The organism is uncultured Allobosea sp., from assembly GCF_945957345.1.
Classification (GTDB): domain Bacteria; phylum Pseudomonadota; class Alphaproteobacteria; order Rhizobiales; family Beijerinckiaceae; genus Allobosea.
In genome coordinates this window covers 124,012-141,295 of record NZ_CAMFKW010000003.1, presented here as the reverse complement: position 1 = coordinate 141,295, position 17,284 = coordinate 124,012, and the positions used below count along the sequence as shown (strand labels likewise).

The 17,284-nt window shown below is 64.8% G+C and carries 18 protein-coding genes and 1 pseudogene; 8 read left to right on the top strand and 11 right to left on the bottom strand.

The features are described 5' to 3' along the window. The first annotated feature begins 29 nt into the window (after positions 1 to 29). On the top strand, positions 30 to 1,088 hold the full coding sequence (locus Q0Q36_RS02500) for an ABC transporter substrate-binding protein (RefSeq protein WP_293795274.1): 1,059 nt from the start codon (positions 30 to 32) through the stop codon (positions 1,086 to 1,088). A 67-nt stretch (positions 1,089 to 1,155) separates the two neighbouring features. On the opposite strand, the gene Q0Q36_RS02495 is transcribed toward Q0Q36_RS02500, so the two are convergent. Continuing rightward, positions 1,156 to 1,350: an SDR family oxidoreductase gene (locus Q0Q36_RS02495; protein WP_293795273.1), complete on the bottom strand. Its 195-nt coding sequence runs from the start codon at positions 1,348 to 1,350 to the stop codon at positions 1,156 to 1,158. An 86-nt stretch (positions 1,351 to 1,436) separates the two neighbouring features. Between Q0Q36_RS02495 and Q0Q36_RS02490 the strand changes: the two genes are divergently transcribed. From Q0Q36_RS02490 to Q0Q36_RS02470, 5 genes are all read left to right on the top strand, one after another. Then, complete coding sequence (locus Q0Q36_RS02490; protein WP_293795272.1) at positions 1,437 to 1,670, top strand: hypothetical protein; 234 nt, start codon at positions 1,437 to 1,439, stop codon at positions 1,668 to 1,670. A gap of 230 nt (positions 1,671 to 1,900) precedes the next feature. Next, positions 1,901 to 2,959 carry an ABC transporter substrate-binding protein gene (locus Q0Q36_RS02485; RefSeq protein ID WP_293795271.1) on the top strand — a complete coding sequence of 353 codons (1,059 nt, stop codon included), beginning with the start codon at positions 1,901 to 1,903 and terminating at the stop codon, positions 2,957 to 2,959. A gap of 13 nt (positions 2,960 to 2,972) precedes the next feature. Continuing rightward, positions 2,973 to 4,232, top strand: coding sequence for an ABC transporter permease (locus tag Q0Q36_RS02480; RefSeq protein WP_293795269.1), 1,260 nt, complete (start codon positions 2,973 to 2,975; stop codon positions 4,230 to 4,232). Further along, a complete protein-coding gene (locus Q0Q36_RS02475) occupies positions 4,229 to 5,065 on the top strand; it encodes an ABC transporter permease (RefSeq protein ID WP_293795268.1) in 837 nt (278 codons plus the stop codon). Before Q0Q36_RS02480 ends, Q0Q36_RS02475 begins: the two co-directional genes overlap by 4 nt. A 23-nt stretch (positions 5,066 to 5,088) precedes the next feature. Continuing rightward, the gene (locus Q0Q36_RS02470; RefSeq protein WP_293795267.1) at positions 5,089 to 6,162 is read left to right on the top strand and encodes an ABC transporter ATP-binding protein; all 1,074 of its coding nucleotides are present in this window, start codon (positions 5,089 to 5,091) and stop codon (positions 6,160 to 6,162) included. Between the two features lie 281 nt (positions 6,163 to 6,443). On the opposite strand, the gene Q0Q36_RS02465 is transcribed toward Q0Q36_RS02470, so the two are convergent. The 7 genes from Q0Q36_RS02465 to dsbD all read right to left on the bottom strand — a co-directional run bounded on the left by Q0Q36_RS02465 (position 6,444) and on the right by dsbD (position 12,196). Continuing rightward, the gene (locus Q0Q36_RS02465) at positions 6,444 to 6,902 is read right to left on the bottom strand and encodes a YeeE/YedE family protein (protein WP_293795265.1); all 459 of its coding nucleotides are present in this window, start codon (positions 6,900 to 6,902) and stop codon (positions 6,444 to 6,446) included. Continuing rightward, entirely contained in the window at positions 6,899 to 7,309 is a 411-nt protein-coding gene (locus Q0Q36_RS02460) for a YeeE/YedE family protein (RefSeq protein ID WP_293795264.1), read from the bottom strand. Before Q0Q36_RS02460 ends, Q0Q36_RS02465 begins: the two co-directional genes overlap by 4 nt. Next, positions 7,306 to 7,629, bottom strand: a complete 324-nt coding sequence (bigR, locus tag Q0Q36_RS02455; RefSeq protein ID WP_293795263.1) for a sulfite-sensing transcriptional repressor BigR — start codon at positions 7,627 to 7,629, stop codon at positions 7,306 to 7,308. Before bigR ends, Q0Q36_RS02460 begins: the two co-directional genes overlap by 4 nt. Next, the gene (blh, locus tag Q0Q36_RS02450; RefSeq protein WP_293795261.1) at positions 7,626 to 8,936 is read right to left on the bottom strand and encodes a bifunctional sulfur transferase/dioxygenase Blh; all 1,311 of its coding nucleotides are present in this window, start codon (positions 8,934 to 8,936) and stop codon (positions 7,626 to 7,628) included. Before blh ends, bigR begins: the two co-directional genes overlap by 4 nt. 70 nt (positions 8,937 to 9,006) lie before the next feature. Continuing rightward, positions 9,007 to 9,669: a L,D-transpeptidase gene (locus Q0Q36_RS02445; RefSeq protein ID WP_293795259.1), complete on the bottom strand. Its 663-nt coding sequence runs from the start codon at positions 9,667 to 9,669 to the stop codon at positions 9,007 to 9,009. A 49-nt stretch (positions 9,670 to 9,718) separates the two neighbouring features. Beyond that, positions 9,719 to 10,369 (bottom strand): DsbA family protein, encoded by a 651-nt coding sequence (locus Q0Q36_RS02440; protein WP_293795257.1) that lies wholly within the window; start codon positions 10,367 to 10,369, stop codon positions 9,719 to 9,721. Positions 10,370 to 10,417: 48 nt separating this feature from the next. Beyond that, a complete protein-coding gene (gene dsbD, locus Q0Q36_RS02435; RefSeq protein WP_293795255.1) occupies positions 10,418 to 12,196 on the bottom strand; it encodes a protein-disulfide reductase DsbD in 1,779 nt (592 codons plus the stop codon). Between the two features lie 110 nt (positions 12,197 to 12,306). On the opposite strand from dsbD, the gene Q0Q36_RS02430 reads away from it, so the two are divergent. Continuing rightward, the gene (locus Q0Q36_RS02430) at positions 12,307 to 12,969 is read left to right on the top strand and encodes a response regulator transcription factor (RefSeq protein ID WP_293795253.1); all 663 of its coding nucleotides are present in this window, start codon (positions 12,307 to 12,309) and stop codon (positions 12,967 to 12,969) included. Next, the gene (locus Q0Q36_RS02425) at positions 12,966 to 14,300 is read left to right on the top strand and encodes an ATP-binding protein (RefSeq protein WP_293795252.1); all 1,335 of its coding nucleotides are present in this window, start codon (positions 12,966 to 12,968) and stop codon (positions 14,298 to 14,300) included. The genes Q0Q36_RS02430 and Q0Q36_RS02425 overlap by 4 nt, the downstream gene beginning before the upstream one ends. Before the next feature lie 131 nt (positions 14,301 to 14,431). On the opposite strand, the pseudogene Q0Q36_RS02420 reads toward Q0Q36_RS02425, so the two are convergent. The 3 genes and pseudogenes from Q0Q36_RS02420 to Q0Q36_RS02410 form a co-directional block, all read right to left on the bottom strand. Then, positions 14,432 to 14,547: pseudogene (locus Q0Q36_RS02420) on the bottom strand (IS3 family transposase); the annotation flags it as partial. Positions 14,548 to 14,787: 240 nt separating this feature from the next. Continuing rightward, complete coding sequence (locus tag Q0Q36_RS02415) at positions 14,788 to 16,575, bottom strand: peptide ABC transporter substrate-binding protein (protein ID WP_293795251.1); 1,788 nt, start codon at positions 16,573 to 16,575, stop codon at positions 14,788 to 14,790. 133 nt (positions 16,576 to 16,708) lie between these two features. Then, entirely contained in the window at positions 16,709 to 17,170 is a 462-nt protein-coding gene (locus tag Q0Q36_RS02410) for a MarR family transcriptional regulator (protein ID WP_293795250.1), read from the bottom strand. Positions 17,171 to 17,284: the final 114 nt, after the last annotated feature.

Genomic DNA, 17,284 nt, shown 5'->3' with positions numbered 1-17,284 from the left:
AAGGCCGAGTTTGAGCGGGAGAAACCGACATGCTTATTCCGATCCAGGGCAGACTGGCCCTGGGCCTCGCGGCCGGGCTCATCCTGGCGGCGCCGTTGCGCGCCACGGCCGCCGATCTGACGACCGCCGTCTTCATCAGCCCGATCGGCGAAGTGCTGAAGACGCAGGTGATCGAACCTTTCGCGAAGCAGAACAAGCTCGATGTCGCGGTCGACAACCGCGACTGGGGCCTCGGTGCCGTCCGCGCCAAGATCGAGGCGGGCAACAGCGCCTGGGACGTGGTGTCACTCGAGGAGGTCGAGGCTTTGCAGGCCTGCGACGAGGGCCTGTTCCAGCCGCTCGACCGGTCGAAGCTGACCAACCTCCCGGATTTCGATGCGATCGGCGAGGGCTACAATTGCGGCGTGCCGATCTATTTCTACAGCTCGGTCCTGGCTTACGACAAAAAGCGCATCAAGGAGGAGCCGACCTCCTGGGCCGATCTTTGGGACCTCAAGAAATGGCCCGGCAAGCGCGCCATGCACCGTTCCGTCAGCGGTACGCTCGAAATCGCGCTGATGGCGGATGGCGTACCGCGCAACGAGGTCTACAAGGTTCTGGCGACGAAGGATGGTGTCGACCGCGCCTTCCGCAAGCTCGACGCCATCAAGTCGAGCGTCGTCTGGTGGCAAAATCCCGGGCAATCCCGGCAGATGCTGGCCTCCGGCGAAGTCGCTCTCGCCGTGACCTACGACAACGGCATCCGCTTCTTCAACAAGACGCAGGGCACGGATTTCGGCCTGGTTCGCAAGGATGCGATCGTCCATGTCGATTTCTGGGGTATCGTCCAGGGCAGCAAGCATGTCGACAAGGCCTATGCCTTCCTCAACGACGCGATGGGCCCGCAGAAGCAGGCGGCCGTGACGAACGGGCTGGCGATCTCGACGCCGAACCGCAAGGCCATGGATCTGGTCGACGCGGACCTGAGGCCTTTCCTTACGCCCAATCCGGAGAATCTGAAGGAGGCGATCTCCCTCGACGCGAAGTTCTGGCTCGACAACACCGACGCCTTGACCCAGCGGTTCGAGGCTTGGCTCGCTTCGAAATAGCTGAAGCGGAGCCGCCGCGCGCCCGTCCGAGTCCCGGAGATCTTGCCGAGACCGGGCGGGAATGGTCTCAGCTGAAGACGCCTCCGCCATCGACGTAGATCTGCTGGGCTGTGACGAAGGAGCTCTCGTCGCTGGCAAGGAAGGCCACGATGCCAGCGATGTCGGACGGCAGGCCGACGCGCCGGAGGAATTTTCCCTGGGCCTTTGCCTCGAGTTGCTCCTGTGAAAAGGCTCTGGTGTCGATCTGGCCCGGATTGACCATGTTGACGGTGATTCCGTTGGGGCCGAATTCGTGATGCAGGAGGAGCTGATCCGCATCTTCGAGGATAATCGCAAGACCATCTCTTCGTGACGCATGCGATCGACGAGGCCATTCTGCTCGGCGACGAGGTCGTGGTCATGACGGCACGCCCGGGTCGCATCAAGGAGGTCCTCCCGGTCGACCTGCCGCGTCCACCTTCGCTCGACATGGTCAACACCCCCGCATTCGCGGCTCTTCACAAGCGAGCCTTCGACCTGATCCGGGAGGAGGTCATCAGGGCTATGGAGCAGCAGAGCGCGTCCCTGGTCGGGGCAAGCTGACATATCGGATGCCGGCGGGGTTCAGTCCGCGGGCCGGTGCCGCTCCGGCAGGCAATTGCGCAAACAGGCATGTCGGGTTGCACGCCGATCAGGCGCTCCTTGCTTGACTTCCATTTGGCTCCGTAAATTATGTATGATCTTAATATAGATATCGCGCCGCCCTGTTCGGCGGGGGACTGAAGATCGCCATGCTCGCCGTGGATACGCGGCGGCGTGGGCTGGAGAATTCAATGTCTGCGATCACATTCGGACGCACCGGCCTCGCGCTCCTGGCGGCCGTGTCGTTGCTGGCGACGGTCCCCGTGCGCGCCGCCGACCTGGCTGTCTCCGTGTTCATCAGCCCGATCGGCGAAGTCCTGAAGAAAGATGTCCTGGAGCCGTATCGGAAGCAATCCGGCGTCGATCTGCGCATCGACAGCCGCGATTGGGGGCTGGGATCGGTCCGCGCCAAGGTCGAGGCGGGTGGCGCCGACTGGGACATCGTCACAAACGAGGAGACCGAAGTCCTGCAAGGCTGCGACGAAGGCGTCTTTGCCGAGATCGACAAGTCGCGCCTGCCGGGCCTCGCCGATTTCGACAAGATCGGCGAAAGCTACAAATGCGGCGTGCCGTTCATTTTCTACAGCTCCGTGCTTGCCTACGACAAGAAGAAGCTCAAGGAACTGCCGAGCTCCTGGGCCGATCTTTGGGATCGGGCAAAGTGGCCGGGGCGCCGGGCGATGCGCAAGAGCCCCGTCCAGACGCTTGAGGTCGCGCTGATGGCCGATGGTGTCGCGCGCGGCGACGTCTACAAGCTGCTGGCGACGAAGGCAGGCGTCGATCGCGCATTCCGCAAGCTCGACGAGATCAAGCCCGATATCGTCTGGTGGGTGAACGCCGGCCAGTCGCGGCAACTGCTCGCCTCCGGCGAGGTCGTTATGGGCATGAGCTACGACAACGGCATCGCCTTCTTCAACAAGACCCAGGGCACGGATTTCGGGATGTCGCGCAAGGACGCCATTCTCCTGACCGACTTCTGGTCGATCGTCCGCGGCAGCAGGCATGTCGACAGCGCCTACAAGTTCCTGAATTATGCGATGCGGCCGGAGGTCCAGGCGGCGGTCACGAACGGACTCGCGATCTCGACGCCGAACCGCAAGGCCATGGCCTTCGTCAACCCGGACTGGAAACCGTTCTTGACCCCGAATCCGGATGTTCTGCAGGACGCCATCCCGCTCGATGCGGAATTCTGGGTGAACAACGCCGACGAGCTCACGCGCCGCTTCGACGCCTGGCTTGCTGCCCGCTGATGAGGCTCGGCTAATGACGGCTGTGCATGCAGACGGGGCTCTTCTCCAGCCGGCGGAGGCGAAGCGCCTGGCCCGCCGCCTGGCGCGGTCCGAGCGATCGGCGCGCTTGTCGGCCCTGCTGTTGGTCACGCCGCTCCTGCTGTTCCTGCTCATGGTGTTCATCGGCCCGCTGCTGATGATGTTGAGCCGGGGCGTACGCGATGCGGAGGTCGCGCAGGCTCTTCCCGCAACCGTGCTCGCCCTGCGCAACTGGCGTCATGATGCGCCTATCCCGGACGCCGCCTTCCGCGCCTTGGCCGACGATCTCGCAAAGGCCCATACGCCGGCGGCCGTGGCCGATGCTGCAGCCCGCTTGAATTATGCGCTCCCCGGCCTGCGGGCCATGTTGATGAGCGCGCGGGCCCGCATGCGCAACCTGCCGGTCGATCCGCGAGCCTTCTTCGTGGGCCTGTCGCCGCGCTGGGACGACAAGGAGACATGGTCCGCGATCCGCCAGGCCAGCGGGCCGTTGACCGATTTCTACCTGCTGTCCGCTCTGGATCTGAGGCGCAGCTCCACCGGAGCCATCGAAGCCGTTCCCGCGGGAGAAAGCGCTTTCGTCCAAGCGATCCTGCGCACCTTCGGCATCTCGTTCGGCGTGACGGCGCTGGCCATCCTGCTGGGCTTCCCCTTCGCCTATCTGATGGCGACGACGGGAAGGCGGATGGCAGGCGTGATGATGCTCATCCTGCTGCTGCCGTTCTGGACGGCCGTCATGGTGCGCGTGCTCGCCTGGAGCATGCTGTTGGGCCGCGAGGGCATCGTCAACGACGGTTTGAGAAGCCTCGGGCTGCTGAGCCAGCCGCTGGACCTGCTCTATAACCGCACGGCGGTTCTCGTCTCGCTCCTCCACATCTTCATCCCCTACATGGTTCTGCCGCTCTACAGCGTGATGAAGACGATCCCCACCTCGCAGATGCGGGCCGCCGCTTCGCTCGGCGCGCCGCCCGCGATGGCGTTTCGGCGCATCTTCCTGCCACAGATCGTGCCGGGCCTTGCAGCAGGCTCGCTGCTGGTCTTCATTCACAGCCTCGGCGTGTTCGTCGTTCCGGCGGTGCTCGGGGGGCCGCGTGAGCAGGGGTTGCCCGTGCTCGTGGTGAATTACGTCACCAAGACTCCGAACTGGGGACTGGCAGCCGCGTTGTCGATGGTGCTGCTCGTCTCGGTCTACCTGCTCTACTGGCTCTTCGTGAAGCTGACGAAGACCGTCACACCGAGCGTGAGCGCGCGATGACCGGCTTTCCTCCCACCCCCGCCCAGAAAGCCGGCCGTCTGCTTCTCGTCGTCTTTGGCGTGCTGTTCTGCCTGTTCCTGATCGGGCCGATCCTCGCCTTCGTGCCGATGGCGTTCAACGATGTCGCCGTTCTGCATTATCCGATCCAGCATTTCAGCCTGCGCTGGTTCCGCGCACTCTTCGCCTCGTCCGATTGGAGCCGCGCGCTGCTCAACAGCTTCCTCGTGGCAGCCGGCACCACGTTTCTCGCTCTGCTGATCGGGGTGACGGCCGCGATCGGCCTCTGGCGCTGGCGCTCCGCCGGCAAGGACGCGCTGATGGTGCTGATCATGACGCCGATGATCGTGCCGAGCGTCATCGGCGCCACCAGCATGTATTTTGCCTTTGCGCGTGTCGGGCTGGATTATAGCTATGTCGGGCTGGTGCTCGCTCACTGTGCCTTCGCCGCGCCGATCGTCGTCGTTACCGTCTCGGCTGCACTCCAACGGTTCGACGGCAACCTGCTGCGGGCGGCCGCCAGCCTCGGGGCGCCGCCTCTCCTGACCTTCAGGCGCGTGACCTTGCCGCTGATTCTGCCCGGAGTGGTCTCGGGCGCCGTTTTCGCCTTTGCCATCTCCTTCGACGATGTCGTCGCGGCCCTGTTCCTGGCGGGCCCCGACCAGCGCACGCTGCCGGTGCAGATGTACATGCGCTCCGGCGACCTGTTCGATCTCGTCATTGCGGCGGCGGCGACGGTCATGCTGGTGATCGCGATTTCGCTGATGGCGGTCCTGCTTTTCGTCAGACGCGGCGACAGGCTGCGCCAGACCGGTGCGCAGGGGGCGGCTCATTGAGACCAGCCGAGGGAAGCTCCGACGTGGACCCGATCGTCCGTTTCCAGAACATCTGCAAGACCTATGACGGGCGCTCGCAGGTCGTCCGCGATCTCAATCTTTCGGTCGAGCGCGGCGAGTTTCTGACGCTGCTCGGCCCTTCCGGCTCGGGCAAAACGACGTCCTTGATGATGCTCGCGGGCTTCGAGATGCCGACCAGCGGCGAAATCTATCTCGACAACAAGCCGTTCTCAGGCCTGCCGCCCCATCGCCGCGAGATCGGCATGGTGTTTCAGAACTATGCCCTGTTTCCGCATATGAGCGTTGGCGAGAACATCGCCTTTCCCCTCCAGGTCCGGCGGCTCGACAGACAGGAGATCGTCACGCGTGTGCGCCGGGCGCTCGACATGGTGCAACTGCCGGGCGTGATCGACCGCAAGCCAGCGGAACTCTCGGGCGGCCAGCAACAGCGCGTGGCCTTGGCGCGCGCACTCGTCTACGAGCCTGCCATCGTGCTGATGGATGAGCCGCTCGGCGCTCTGGATCGCCAGTTGCGCGAGGGCATGCAAATAGAGATCAAGAGTCTCCATCAGCGGATCGGGGTGACGATGATCTACGTCACGCATGATCAGCAGGAGGCTCTGACGATGTCGGACCGCATTGCCGTTTTCAACGGCGGGGTAATCGAGCAGCTCGCAGTGCCGAAGACGCTCTACGACGTGCCGGCCAATGCGTTCGTCGCCGGTTTCGTCGGTGAAAATAACCTGCTGCGCGGTCGTCTCGCGAGGCGGATTGGCGATGAGGGCGAGGTGGATATGCCTGGCATCGGTCTGATCCGGGGGCGCCTCGGTGAGGTCGCGGAAGGGCAACCGGTCGTGCTGGCGATCCGGCCGGAGAAGATCGCATTGGGGACGGGAAGCTGCCCGCCGGGAGAGGGAAACCGGCTGAGCGGGAATTTGATCGAGAGAATCTATCTCGGCGACCAGACAAAGCTCACGATTCAGTTGCCGGATCGGCAAACTGTCACGGTGAAGGCTGGCTCTCTTCTGTTCGATGCGGCCGAAGGCCCCGTGAATGTGAGCTGGGCCCCGGAGGACGGGATCGTTTTCGCTGCTTGACTTTGCTCGCAGCTCATAAGCCGGCATTGATGTGAGTTTGGGCGCGTTACCCGTTTGAATCGCTGTCTCCGGTGTGGCCGAGGCCGTCAGATCGTTATCCGCAGTGAATGTCGGCGTCGGTGGCTTGTGGAGCGCGCCGGTGCCGATCGCGACATGAGGCTGAGCGATGCCGACGGCATAAGGCAAGAGTGGCGTCGCCATGATCGACCCGCCGCCGCCCACGAGACCAGGGGTAAACCCGACAAGGCAGCCTGAGCCGATCGCAATCAGGATCTGCGCGGTCATGGCCGGCTGCCTCCAGGGTGCGGCGCTGCCATGCGGTCATGGATTGTCATGCCGGCGAGCATGGCCGTGATGAACAGCATGACCGGGGCCAGCCCAAGCGAGAGCGCGGCCAGCGCCGGGCCGGGGCACAGACCTGCCATGCCCCAACCGATCCCGAAGATCGCCGAGCCCAGGATCAGGCGGGTGTCGACCGGTGCCGTGGCGGGCAGGTGGAATGCAGTGTCGAGGGCCGGCCGCCGCAGATGACGGCGCAGGAACATGCCCACAAAGGCGACCGCGACGGCCCCGCCCAGGACGAAGGCGAGGCTCGGATCCCAATCGCCGGCTACATCCAGGAAACCGCGCACGCGAACGGGGTCGAGCATGCCCGACATCGAAAGGCCGAGGCCGAAGATGGAGCCCGCCAACAGTGCGGCGAGGGCCTGCGCGGACGAAATCCAAGTTGGGCGCGTCATGGAACGGCGAGCCTCATCAGTGTGACGGTTACGATGCCGGTCGTGAGGAATGTGGCGACGGCGGCGAGCGAGCGCGGCGACAATCGCGCAAGCCCGACCACGCCGTGTCCGCTGGTGCAGCCGGAGCCCATCCGGCTGCCGAAGCCGACCAGGAGTCCGGCCATGACGACGACCGGCAGGGAGGCGGGAATGGTCACGGCTGGCCAAGCGCCCGAAACGAGCCTGTAGAGCGACGGACCGATCATGAGCCCGACGACGAAGGCTGCGTTGGTCGGCACCTGCGAGCCTTGCGTCAGCCGGCCGAGAATTCCGCTGATACCGGCGACGCGGCCGTTGAGCAGCAACAGGAGCGCGGCCGAGAGGCCGATCAGCATCCCGCCAATGAGAGAAGGCCAGTAGGCGATCATGGCACGGATTCCGGCGCGCAAAAGATGGCGTGGAGCGCGGCCACGAGGCTCGCCGCCTTCCGCTCGGTCAACCGGTAGAAGATCTGCCGGGCTTCGCGCCGCGTCTCGACGATGCCGGCCTCTCGCAGTACCGTGAGCTGCTGCGAGAGCGTCGGCTGGTGGATGTCCAGCATCTCTTCGATCTGGCCGACGGAATACTCGCCCTCCACCAGCGTGCAGACGAGCATCAGACGGTTGGGATGGGCGAGCGTCTTGAGCAGGCCGGCGACTTCCGCCGCCCGGCTCGCCAACTCCGATCGATTCATCGGCGCCAGAGTCATGACGCCGTCTCGTCCCAGGCCGCTCCGGTGAAGGCATCGAGCGGGATCTTGAGATAGCGCCTGCCGTTCGCCTCCGGCTCGGGCAAGCGACCGCCGCGGATGTTCACCTGCAGCGCATGCAGGATGAGCTTGGGCATGGGGAGCGTTTTATCGCGCGCCTGACGCAGGGCGACGAACGAAGCCTCGTCCTCCCCGGCGACGTGCGGGTTCGTCAGTTTCTGCTGCCCGACCGTGCTCTCCCAGCGCGGCGCGCGGCCGTGGGGCTGGTAGTCATGTCCCGTGAACAGCCTCGTCTCGTCGGGCATCGCGAGAATGGCCTGGATTGAAGCCCAAAGCGCGCGGGCGCTGCCGCCGGGGAAATCGGCCCGCGCCGTGCCGGAATCGGGCATGAACAGCGTGTCGTGGACGAAGGCTGCATCGCCGATGACATAGGTGATCGAGGCCAGCGTGTGCCCCGGAGAAAACAGCACGGAGACTTCCAGCGAGCCGAGCCTGAAGCGCTCGCCATGGGCAAGGAGCCGATCCCATTGCGAGCCGTCGGTCGCGAGATCCGGGAGGTTGTAGAGATCCTTCCAGAGCTTCTGCACGGCGACGACCTGCGCGCCAATCGCAGTTCGCGCACCGGTCTTGCTCTTGAGATACTGCGCGGCGGAGAAGTGATCGGCATGGGGATGGGTGTCGAGGATCCAATCCACGCGCAGGCCCTTCTCACGGACGAAGGCGAGGATCGTGTCGGCCTGGGTCGTGGCGGTCGCGCAGGATTTCTCGTCATAGTCGAGAACGGGATCGATGATGGCGCAGATCTTCGTCGCGGGATCGGTGACGACGTACTGGATGCTGCCGCTCCTCGGTTCGTAGAAGCCGGTGACCTGTGGCGCCCCGACCGCATGGCGGTCGAGCCAGGCCCTGGCTCCGGCGAGGTCGAAACCGAGTGTCTGGCCGAATCCGACGATCGCATCGGCTGATAGGCGGCCAGCGAGGACTTCGCCCAGCACATGAAGGGTAAGCGCGCGGGTGCCGCTCTTGCAATGCGCGAAGACCGGCCCCGACGCCCGCGCGACCGCCGCACCGAACGCCGCCACGTCAGCCTCGGTGATGGTCGGGCCGGTCACGGGGATGAAACTGTAGGCCATCCCGGCGTCCTCGGCCGCTTTCCTCTCGGCAGCCGAGCCCGGCTGTCCCGCCTCCTCGCCATCAGGCCGGTTGTTGATGATGGCCTTGAAGCCTTGCGCGGCGAGCTTCTCGAAATCGGTTAGAGCGGGCTGGCCGGCGATCGACAATGTTTCCGAGATTTTCGTGGGGTGCATGGCAGGAATCCGGGGTGCGCTACAATATAATATATATTATTGTATAATACATAATGTTTGTCTGCAAGCCTCAGAGGACGACGACCTTCGAGCCGCTCGGGATGCGGTTGTAGAGGTCGATAACGTCCTGGTTCATCATGCGGATGCATCCGGAGGAAACCGCCTCGCCGATGGTTTCAGGCTCGTTGGTCCCGTGAATCCGGTAGAGGGTGTCGTTGCCGTTCTTGAACAGGTAGAGCGCACGCGCGCCTAGCGGGTTGCCTTCGCCGCCGGCCATGCCGCCCGCCCATTTCGCGTAGCGCCGCGGATCGCGCCGGATCATGTCGGGCGTTGGCGCCCAGCGCGGCCATTGCGCCTTGCGTTCGATCGTCGCGGTGCCGGCGAATTCGAGGCCGGCCTTGCCGACGCCGACGCCGTAACGCAGTGCCTTGCCATGCTCCTGCACCAGATAGAGAAAGCGCTGATGCGGATCGACGACGAGCGTTCCGGGCGAGTGTTTCGTCGCGTAATCGACGAGTTGGCGCACATTCCGGGGCTGGAGATCGTCGAGATCGACCGCCGGCACCTTGAACTTCTCGGTCTCGATCGCGGCATAGCGCTGCGCGACCTGAGGCGGTATCGCCGAATAGGAGACCGTCGCAGGCGGTTGCGGCTGGATCGTGGTGCAGGCGGCGATCAGCAGCGGCAAGGCGATGACGGCGAGCGGCTTCGCCGCTCGGGGGATGCAGATCATTCCGGTCTTTCTGATGAGGCCTGGGTGACGGGCGATGCGAGGACGGCGATCAGTTCTGTTTCGCTGCCTGCTTGGCGCGCGCGTCTGCCACGACCTGCTTGAAGCCGGCATAATCCAGCGTCGAGGTCCGGAACGGGCCGACGAGATAGGCCGGCGTCCCTTGGAGGTCGATGGAGTCGGCCTGGGCGAGGTTGCGTCGCAGCAGAGCGGTGATGGCGTCTGCCCTGGCGTCGAGATCGGCCTGGAGGCGGACCATGTCGACACCCGATGCCTTCACGGCTTCCAGCATCCTCTCCTTGGAAATCCGCATGCCGGGAATGCCCATGAGCGCATGGTGCACGGCGTCATACCTGCCCTGATAATGGGCTGCGACCGCGAGCTGTGCGCCGTAGACCGAGGCCTCGGACAGGATCGGCCAATCCTTGTAGACGAGCCTGATCTTGCCGTCGGTCTTGACGACGCGATCAAGATCGGGCGCCGATTTCTTGCAGAAAGGGCAGTTGTAGTCGAGGAAAGCGACGATGGTGACGTCCCCCTTCGGATTGCCGGCGGTCGGCGCCTCGGGGTCGTTGAGGATGGCGTTGGTGTCGACACCCTGGCCCAGGGCAGAGGGGGTTCCCAGCAGTCCGGGACAGATCGTGGCGAGAACGCCTGAGGCACTCAATCCAGCGAAGCGGGAGATCAAGGTTCTGCGGTTCATGGCGAGCTCCAGGGGGGGGCGAGGTGGACATATGAGGCGGGGGTGGCGTCAGGCGCCGGCTTTCGTGAGCGTCGCCGCGAAGGCGTCGACAGTGGTGGCGCCGGTCGTGCGGGTGTCATCGACCTCGCGGCCACTGCCGGCATCGATGAAGAGCAGGGTCGGCGGGCCCACCACGCCGAAGCGATCCATCAGGGCCTGCCCCTCGGGGCCATAGACAGTCAGGTCGGCGCGGATGATCGTGACCCTGTCGAGGCGGGCGCCGATGGCGGGATCGCGCATCACACCGCGGTCGATCTCCTTGCAGATGGTGCACCAGCCGGCGGTGAAATCGACGAGGATCGGCCGCTTCGCCGCCCGGGCCTCAGCGAGCGCGGCATCGAAGGCCGCGGGCGTCGAGACGACCCTCGCGCTCGCCGCAGCCGGCTCCGACGCGCCGGCCCCGTCGAGAAAGGCCGCGAGGCGTAGCGGATCCGGTCGCCCCGTCGCAGCAGCCGCGACCAAGACCAAACCGCACAGCGCAAGAGCTGCTCCGGCGAAACGCGGCAGCAGGCGCAGATGGTCGCGGATCAGCGCATAGCCCCCGAACCAGGCGCCAGTCGCGATCGCCAGCAGGCCCCACAGCAGAAGCGTGAGATCGGCCGGCAGCACGCGCGCCAGCATCCAGATGGCGAGGCCGATGAAAACGAAGCCGAAACCCTGCTGCGCCTTGACGAGCCAGGGCCCCGACCGTGGCAGGATACGGGCTCCGAACGTGCCGAAGAGCACGAGCGGCAGACCCATGCCGAGGCCGAGCGCAAACAGCGCCGCCGCCCCGCGCACCATGTCGCCGGTTTGCGCGACATAGAGCAGCGCGGCCGCCAGCGGCGGCGTCACGCACGGACCGACGATCAGCGCCGAGCTGAAGCCAAGCAGCGCCGCGCCGCCCGGCGAGCCGCCGCGACCGCGGCCGGATCCCGCAAGCCTCGTGCTCCAGCTCTGCGGAAGCTGCAGATCGAAGAGGCCGAACATCGACAACGCCAGGATGACGAAGACGAGGCTCATCAACCCGAGGGCCAATGCTGTCTGCAAAGCGATCTGCAGGTTGCGGCCCGATACTGCGGCGGCGACGCCCAGAGCGGCATAGGCCGAGGCCATGGCGAGCACATAAGCGCCCGACAGGATGAAACCACGTCTGGCCGACAGTTGTTCGCCCGTCTGCGCCAGCAGGCCCGACAGGATCGGGATCATCGGAAAGATGCAGGGCGTCAGCGACAGGAGCAGGCCGAAGCCGAGGAAGCTTGCCAGTGTCAATGCGAGGCCGCCGGAGAACAGGCCGGCCGGTGCTATGGCTGTCGTCGCGGCGCGGGGAGAGGAGGCGACGGCCGGCGACGTGTCGCCGATGCGGATAGGCTGCGCCTTCGACAGAGCGCCCGTTGCCAGATCGACATTCCTGACGATCGGCGGATAGCAGACGCCCTGCTCGGCGCAGCCCTGATAGGTCACGACAAGCGTGCCTGTGGCCGGCGAGTCGCTGGCCGCGATGCGGGCCTGCGTCTGGCCGTGATAGATTTCTGTCAGTCCGAAATTGGGATCGTCCTTCTGCTCGCCGCCCTCGGTGGAAAGCGCCAGCGGCGTGCCGTCCTGCCTCTGCGCTTTCAGGCTTTCGCGATAAAGGTAATGGCCCGGCAGTGCCGTCCAGGTCAGGACGAGGCTGCGGTCGGCGGCGCGGGCGACGCCGAGGCGAAAGACCTCGTCGGCCGGGCGCGGCGTGGTGGCGGACGCGACGCCCGCCATCGCCATGAGGCAGAGGGCGAGGCTGGCGAACGCTGCGAGAAACGGACGGCGCATGGCGACCTTCGATCGGTTGAGGCCGCCATCTCGACATCGCAGCTTAAGCCAGCCTTAAGGCTGGGCTGGCTGATCGCCGGGATCGATGATGCGATGAAGGGTACCGACACATGCGCATTCTCGTCGTCGAGGACGATTCGGTTCTGGCCAATGGACTCAAGGTCGGGCTCGGTCTCGCCGGCATGACGGTGGACTGTGTCGGGACCTGCGTCGACGCGCGTGCAGCATTGTCGACCTCCGTCTTCGACACGGTGGTGCTCGACCTGATGCTGCCGGACGGTACCGGCCTCGACCTGCTACGCGAGATGCGCGGGGCAGGCGACCGCACCCCCGTTCTGCTGCTCACCGCGATGGACGAGACATCCGACCGCATCCGTGGACTCGACACCGGGGCGGACGACTATCTCGGCAAGCCGTTCGACCTCGATGAGCTCGCTGCCCGCGTCCGAGCCATCGCCCGGCGAGGCTCGGGGCGAGCGTCGGCCTGCCTTTCGGCCGCGGGCATCCTGCTGGACCCGTCGAACCTGTCGGCGGCCCTGCACGGTGTGCCTCTCTCGCTGTCCCGGCGCGAGTTCTCGGTACTGGCGGCCCTGATGGAGCGGCCCGGCACAGTGCGCTCCAAGGCCGAGATCGAGGACCGGCTCTATGGTTGGCAGGAGGAGATCGAAAGCAATGCGGTCGAGGTCCATATCCACCACCTGAGGGCCAAGATCGGCCGCGACACGATCGAGACGGTGCGTGGCCTCGGCTACCGGATCAGGGTGACGTCATGACTTCCTTGCGTGGGCGCCTCTTCGCGATCCTGCTGAGCGCGACCGGGGTGATCTGGCTGTCGGCCGTGCTGTGGATCTATGTCGGGACGCGCGGGGAGCTGGAGCACGTCCTCGATACCCGTCTGCAGGAGGCGGCGCGGATGGTGAATTCGCTGGTTGCCAGCGCCGATATGACCTCCCCGGCCGCCGTCCTTCCGAGCCTGCCCGCGGAAGGGGTTGGCTATGAGCGCCAGCTCTCCTGCCAGATCTGGTCGCTCGACGGCCGCCTGATGGCTCGGTCGAGCGGTGCGCCCGACACTCGCCTGACGGAAGCGGCATCGGGTTTTTCCGACCGCATCGTCGATGGTGAGACCTGGCGCGTCTACACTATCGCCAACGCCGCTACGGGTGCGCGCGTCATGGTCGGGGACCGGCTCGGCCTGCGCGACCGCCTCGTCTCCGATCTGATCAAGGGTCTTCTGGCACCAGCTCTTCTGATCGCGCCGCTGCTCGCTTTGCTGATCTGGATCAGCCTTGGACGCGGCCTGCGGCCGCTGCGCACGATGGCCCGCGATGTCGGTGGGCGTGACGCTGACGACATGAGCCCGATCGATCCCGTGCGTGCGCCAGCGGAGGTCAAGCCGCTGACGCAGGCCTTGAACGGTCTGTTCGCCAAGGTCGAGGCCGCCCGGCGGCACGAACGCGAGGTCACGGCCTTCGCGGCGCATGAGCTGCGGACGCCCCTTGCAGGGCTCAGGATGCAGGCCCAGATCGCGATGAGCGGCGGCGCGCCCGAGGTCAGGCAGGGAGCGCTGCAACAGATCGTGCTCTCCGTCGACAGGACGGCGCGCCTCGTGCGTCAGTTGCTGGCTCTCGCAAAGCTTGATGCGAATGCGGAGCCGCAGGCTTGCGAGCCCGTCATCGTCGGCGACGTCTTCGACGAGATCACGGCTACGGCTCCCGAAGCGGGCATTTCAGTCAAGATCGAACCCGCGCTGAGAGAGCTGACCGTGGTCGCCAGCCGCGAACTGCTGACACTCGCGCTTCGCAACCTCCATGACAACGCCGTGCGGCACATGCCTTCGGGCGGCACGGTGACCTGGCGCAGCTCTGCGGCCGGAAACGGGATCGTGGTCGAAGACGAGGGTGTGGGCATTCCGGAGGATGAAATCCCCCTCGTCACGCAGCGCTTCTTCCGCGGCCGCAACAAGAGTGCGATCGGAACCGGACTGGGGCTGGCGATCGCCGATGTCGCCGTGCGGCGCATGGGCGGCGAACTCCGTCTCGCCAATCGCCGCGACCGTGGTGGCCTGGAAGCAACGATCCGGATGGCACCAGACTCCCGCAGTTGATTTGCAGCGTATGGAATGTCCGCCACTTCATCTGAACTGTATTGGTCCGGTCTAGGGCGTTTCCGGTTTAATCAGGTTCATATCCGGCCGCTCTGAAGAATTTGGCGCATTCGGTTGGCGAGAAGAGATCGACGATGACGGCGACCGTCCGAGATCGTGTCGAAGAGAAAATCGAGGCTCCAGCGCGGATTGGCCGAATCAGGCACGAGCATGAGCCTGCGCGTGCCAGCGCCCGTTTGCGGCCGCCGTCACTGCAGCACTCTTCACCGGTCTGGTTCGAGGCTTGATGAGACAGGGACGGAAGTCCTGGCCGCAACGCAAGATGATCAACATAAGCGGCAGAAATTGGCAATCAATCTGACGATGTATCGGCCGCAGCTGCCGTGAGAGGCATTTCCGACATTATGAGAATGGCGGAAATGACTTGTCATTCTACTTTCTATTCTTCTCTTCTCGCGAGCCGGTACATGTTTCGCTGGAAAAGGCTTCAGGTCTTATACCAGGCGGCGAGGTTCCATGTCGTCACATCCCATCCCGAAATGTCGGACACGAGATTGTTCGCACGTCCGTCCATGATCCTGCGGGCCAGGATCGGCAGGATGACATTGGCCTCGCAGAAGATATCGTTGACCTTGATCAGCAACTCCGCTCGCTTGGCCGGGTCGAGTTCCTGCTGCGCGGCCTTGTAGGCCTCATCGGCAGCCGGATCGGAGTAGCGCGAGACGTTGCGGCCCAGCCACTTGTTATCCTTGCTGGCGATCTCCCAGGATGTGAACTGGTTCAGCAGCCTTTCGGGATCAGGCTGGGGCTGCGTCGCCGCGAACATCTCCATGTCGGCATAGAATTTCGTATAGGTGTCGGGATTGGCGACGTCTGAAGAGAAGAACACCGACGCGGTGACCGATTTCAGCTCCAGATCGATGCCGGCGCGTTGGCAAGCGTGCTTGATGATGGCCTGGGTCTTTTGACGCGGCGCGTTGATCGAGGTCTGGAAGACGTATTTGAGTTTCTTTCCGTCCTTTTCGCGGATGCCGTCGGGGCCCTTCTTCCAGCCGGCCTCGTCGAGAATCGCGTTCGCCTTCTCGATGCTGAACTCATACTTGAGCTTGGTCGACTTGAACTGCCTGGGCTCGTTGATGAAGCTCGCCGTTGCGGTGCCGCCGCGGCCATAGATGAACTTCTCGATCGAGTCGCGGTCGATCAGCAGGTTGATCGCTCGGCGCACGGCGGGGTCCGACAGGGTCGGGTGCTTGGTCTTGACGCTGGAACGCTCACCGTCGACCTCTGTCCAGGGGTCCGTGGTGTTCAGGATCATGTATTCGAGGTTGCCGGATGGGGCGGCGCTCACCTTGCCGCGGCCGCCCGCCTCCATGCGCTTGAGGACTTCGTCCTCGACCAGGAGGTTCCAGGCATAGTCGTACTCGCCGGTCTGGAGCACGGCACGCGCGGCAGAGGCAGCATCGCCACCGCCCTTCACTTCCAGCGTATCGAAATGCGGCTGGTTGGCGACATGGTAGCCGGCAAACCGCTCGCCGGTGAGGATATCGCCGGGTCTGAAGTCGATGAATTTATAGGGGCCGGTGCCAATGGGCTTCAGGTTGTCCGGCGCCTCGCGCGACTTGGCGCCCATATAGCCGGCGAAGCGATGCCTGGGCAGGATCTGCCCGGCATTGCCGACGAAGGCATCCGCCCAGAACGGTGTCGGCCGCGTGAAGACGATCCTGACCGTGAGGTCGTCCAGCTTCTCGACCTTGATATTGGCGTAAGCCGCGGTGGTGTAGGCCGTTGTCGCGGGGTCCTTGGCATATTCCCAAGTGAAGACGACGTCGTCGGCGGTGAAAGGCTTGCCGTCATGCCATTTTACGCCGGGCTTGAGTTTCCAGACCACGGAAAGCCCGTCATCCGACAGGCCGCCATTCGCCTTGGTCGGCACCTCGGCGGCGAGGCAAGGAATGAGGTTGCCGGCGCCGTCCCAGCCGGCGAGCGGCTCATAGAAGATGCGAGAAGCGATCTGGTCCTTTGTGCCGTTGGCAAAATGCGGGTTGAGCAGTGTCGGGGCCTGCCAGAGCAGAATCTTGAGTGCGCCGCCGCCGCCCGCCTTCGTCGGCTTATACGCGAATGTGGAGTTCGCCATCGCGACGCCGTTCCAGGCGAGCACCTGGCTGGCAAGCGGCGCGGCGAGGCCGACAGCCGCCATCCTCTGCATGAAGGCGCGCCGCGACAATGCGCCTGTCTTCACATCCGCGATCAGATTGCGGATTTCGTGGCTTCGCATTCGTGCTGCTCCAATAATCAAGGCCCTTCACGATGCAAATCGGTTCGTTCGCATCGATCGCCGGACCATGTGGCAAAAGACGATTCCTTGCCAGCCATTGCGCTCCTGGCGCATTTTTCGTGGTATTCGGGGCTCAGAGTTCCGAAGCCGAGCCCCAATCCGGAACATGCGCGGCGAGCTTGTCGAGCAGGCGGTCCAGCTGCTCGCGCTCGGTGCTTGAAAGGCAGGCGAGCATGGCTGCTTCGCGTGCCTTCAAGCCCGGGACGTAGCGGCTGTAGAGTTCGCGCCCGGCATCGGTCAGGAAAAGGCGCTGCCGCCGGCTGTCCGCCTGGTCGGTGACCCGCCTGATCAGATTCTTCTTTTCCAGGGCGATGGCCGCGCGGCTGACCCCGGCCTTGAGATGGCCCGAGAACTCGCAGAACTCGGCTGCCGTAATGCCCTCGCGAAAATGCAGGGCAAGCAGGATCACGATCTCCGGGCGCGTGAGGCCGAACTCGGCTTCGATGCGCCGGAAAGACGGCTCCCGGTAGAAGTTGAGGATATAGCCGATCCTGTAGGCGGTCGGGATTTCGGTGCCGCCCAGAATGGCGCGCAACCCTTCATTCCCTTGATCGGCCTCGGCCGGGGGGACTGGCAGCTTGGCTTCATTCGGTCTCATATGAGACTTTCTTGTTGATCTCATGGTGGCGCGGTCGTAGCATCCAGGCAA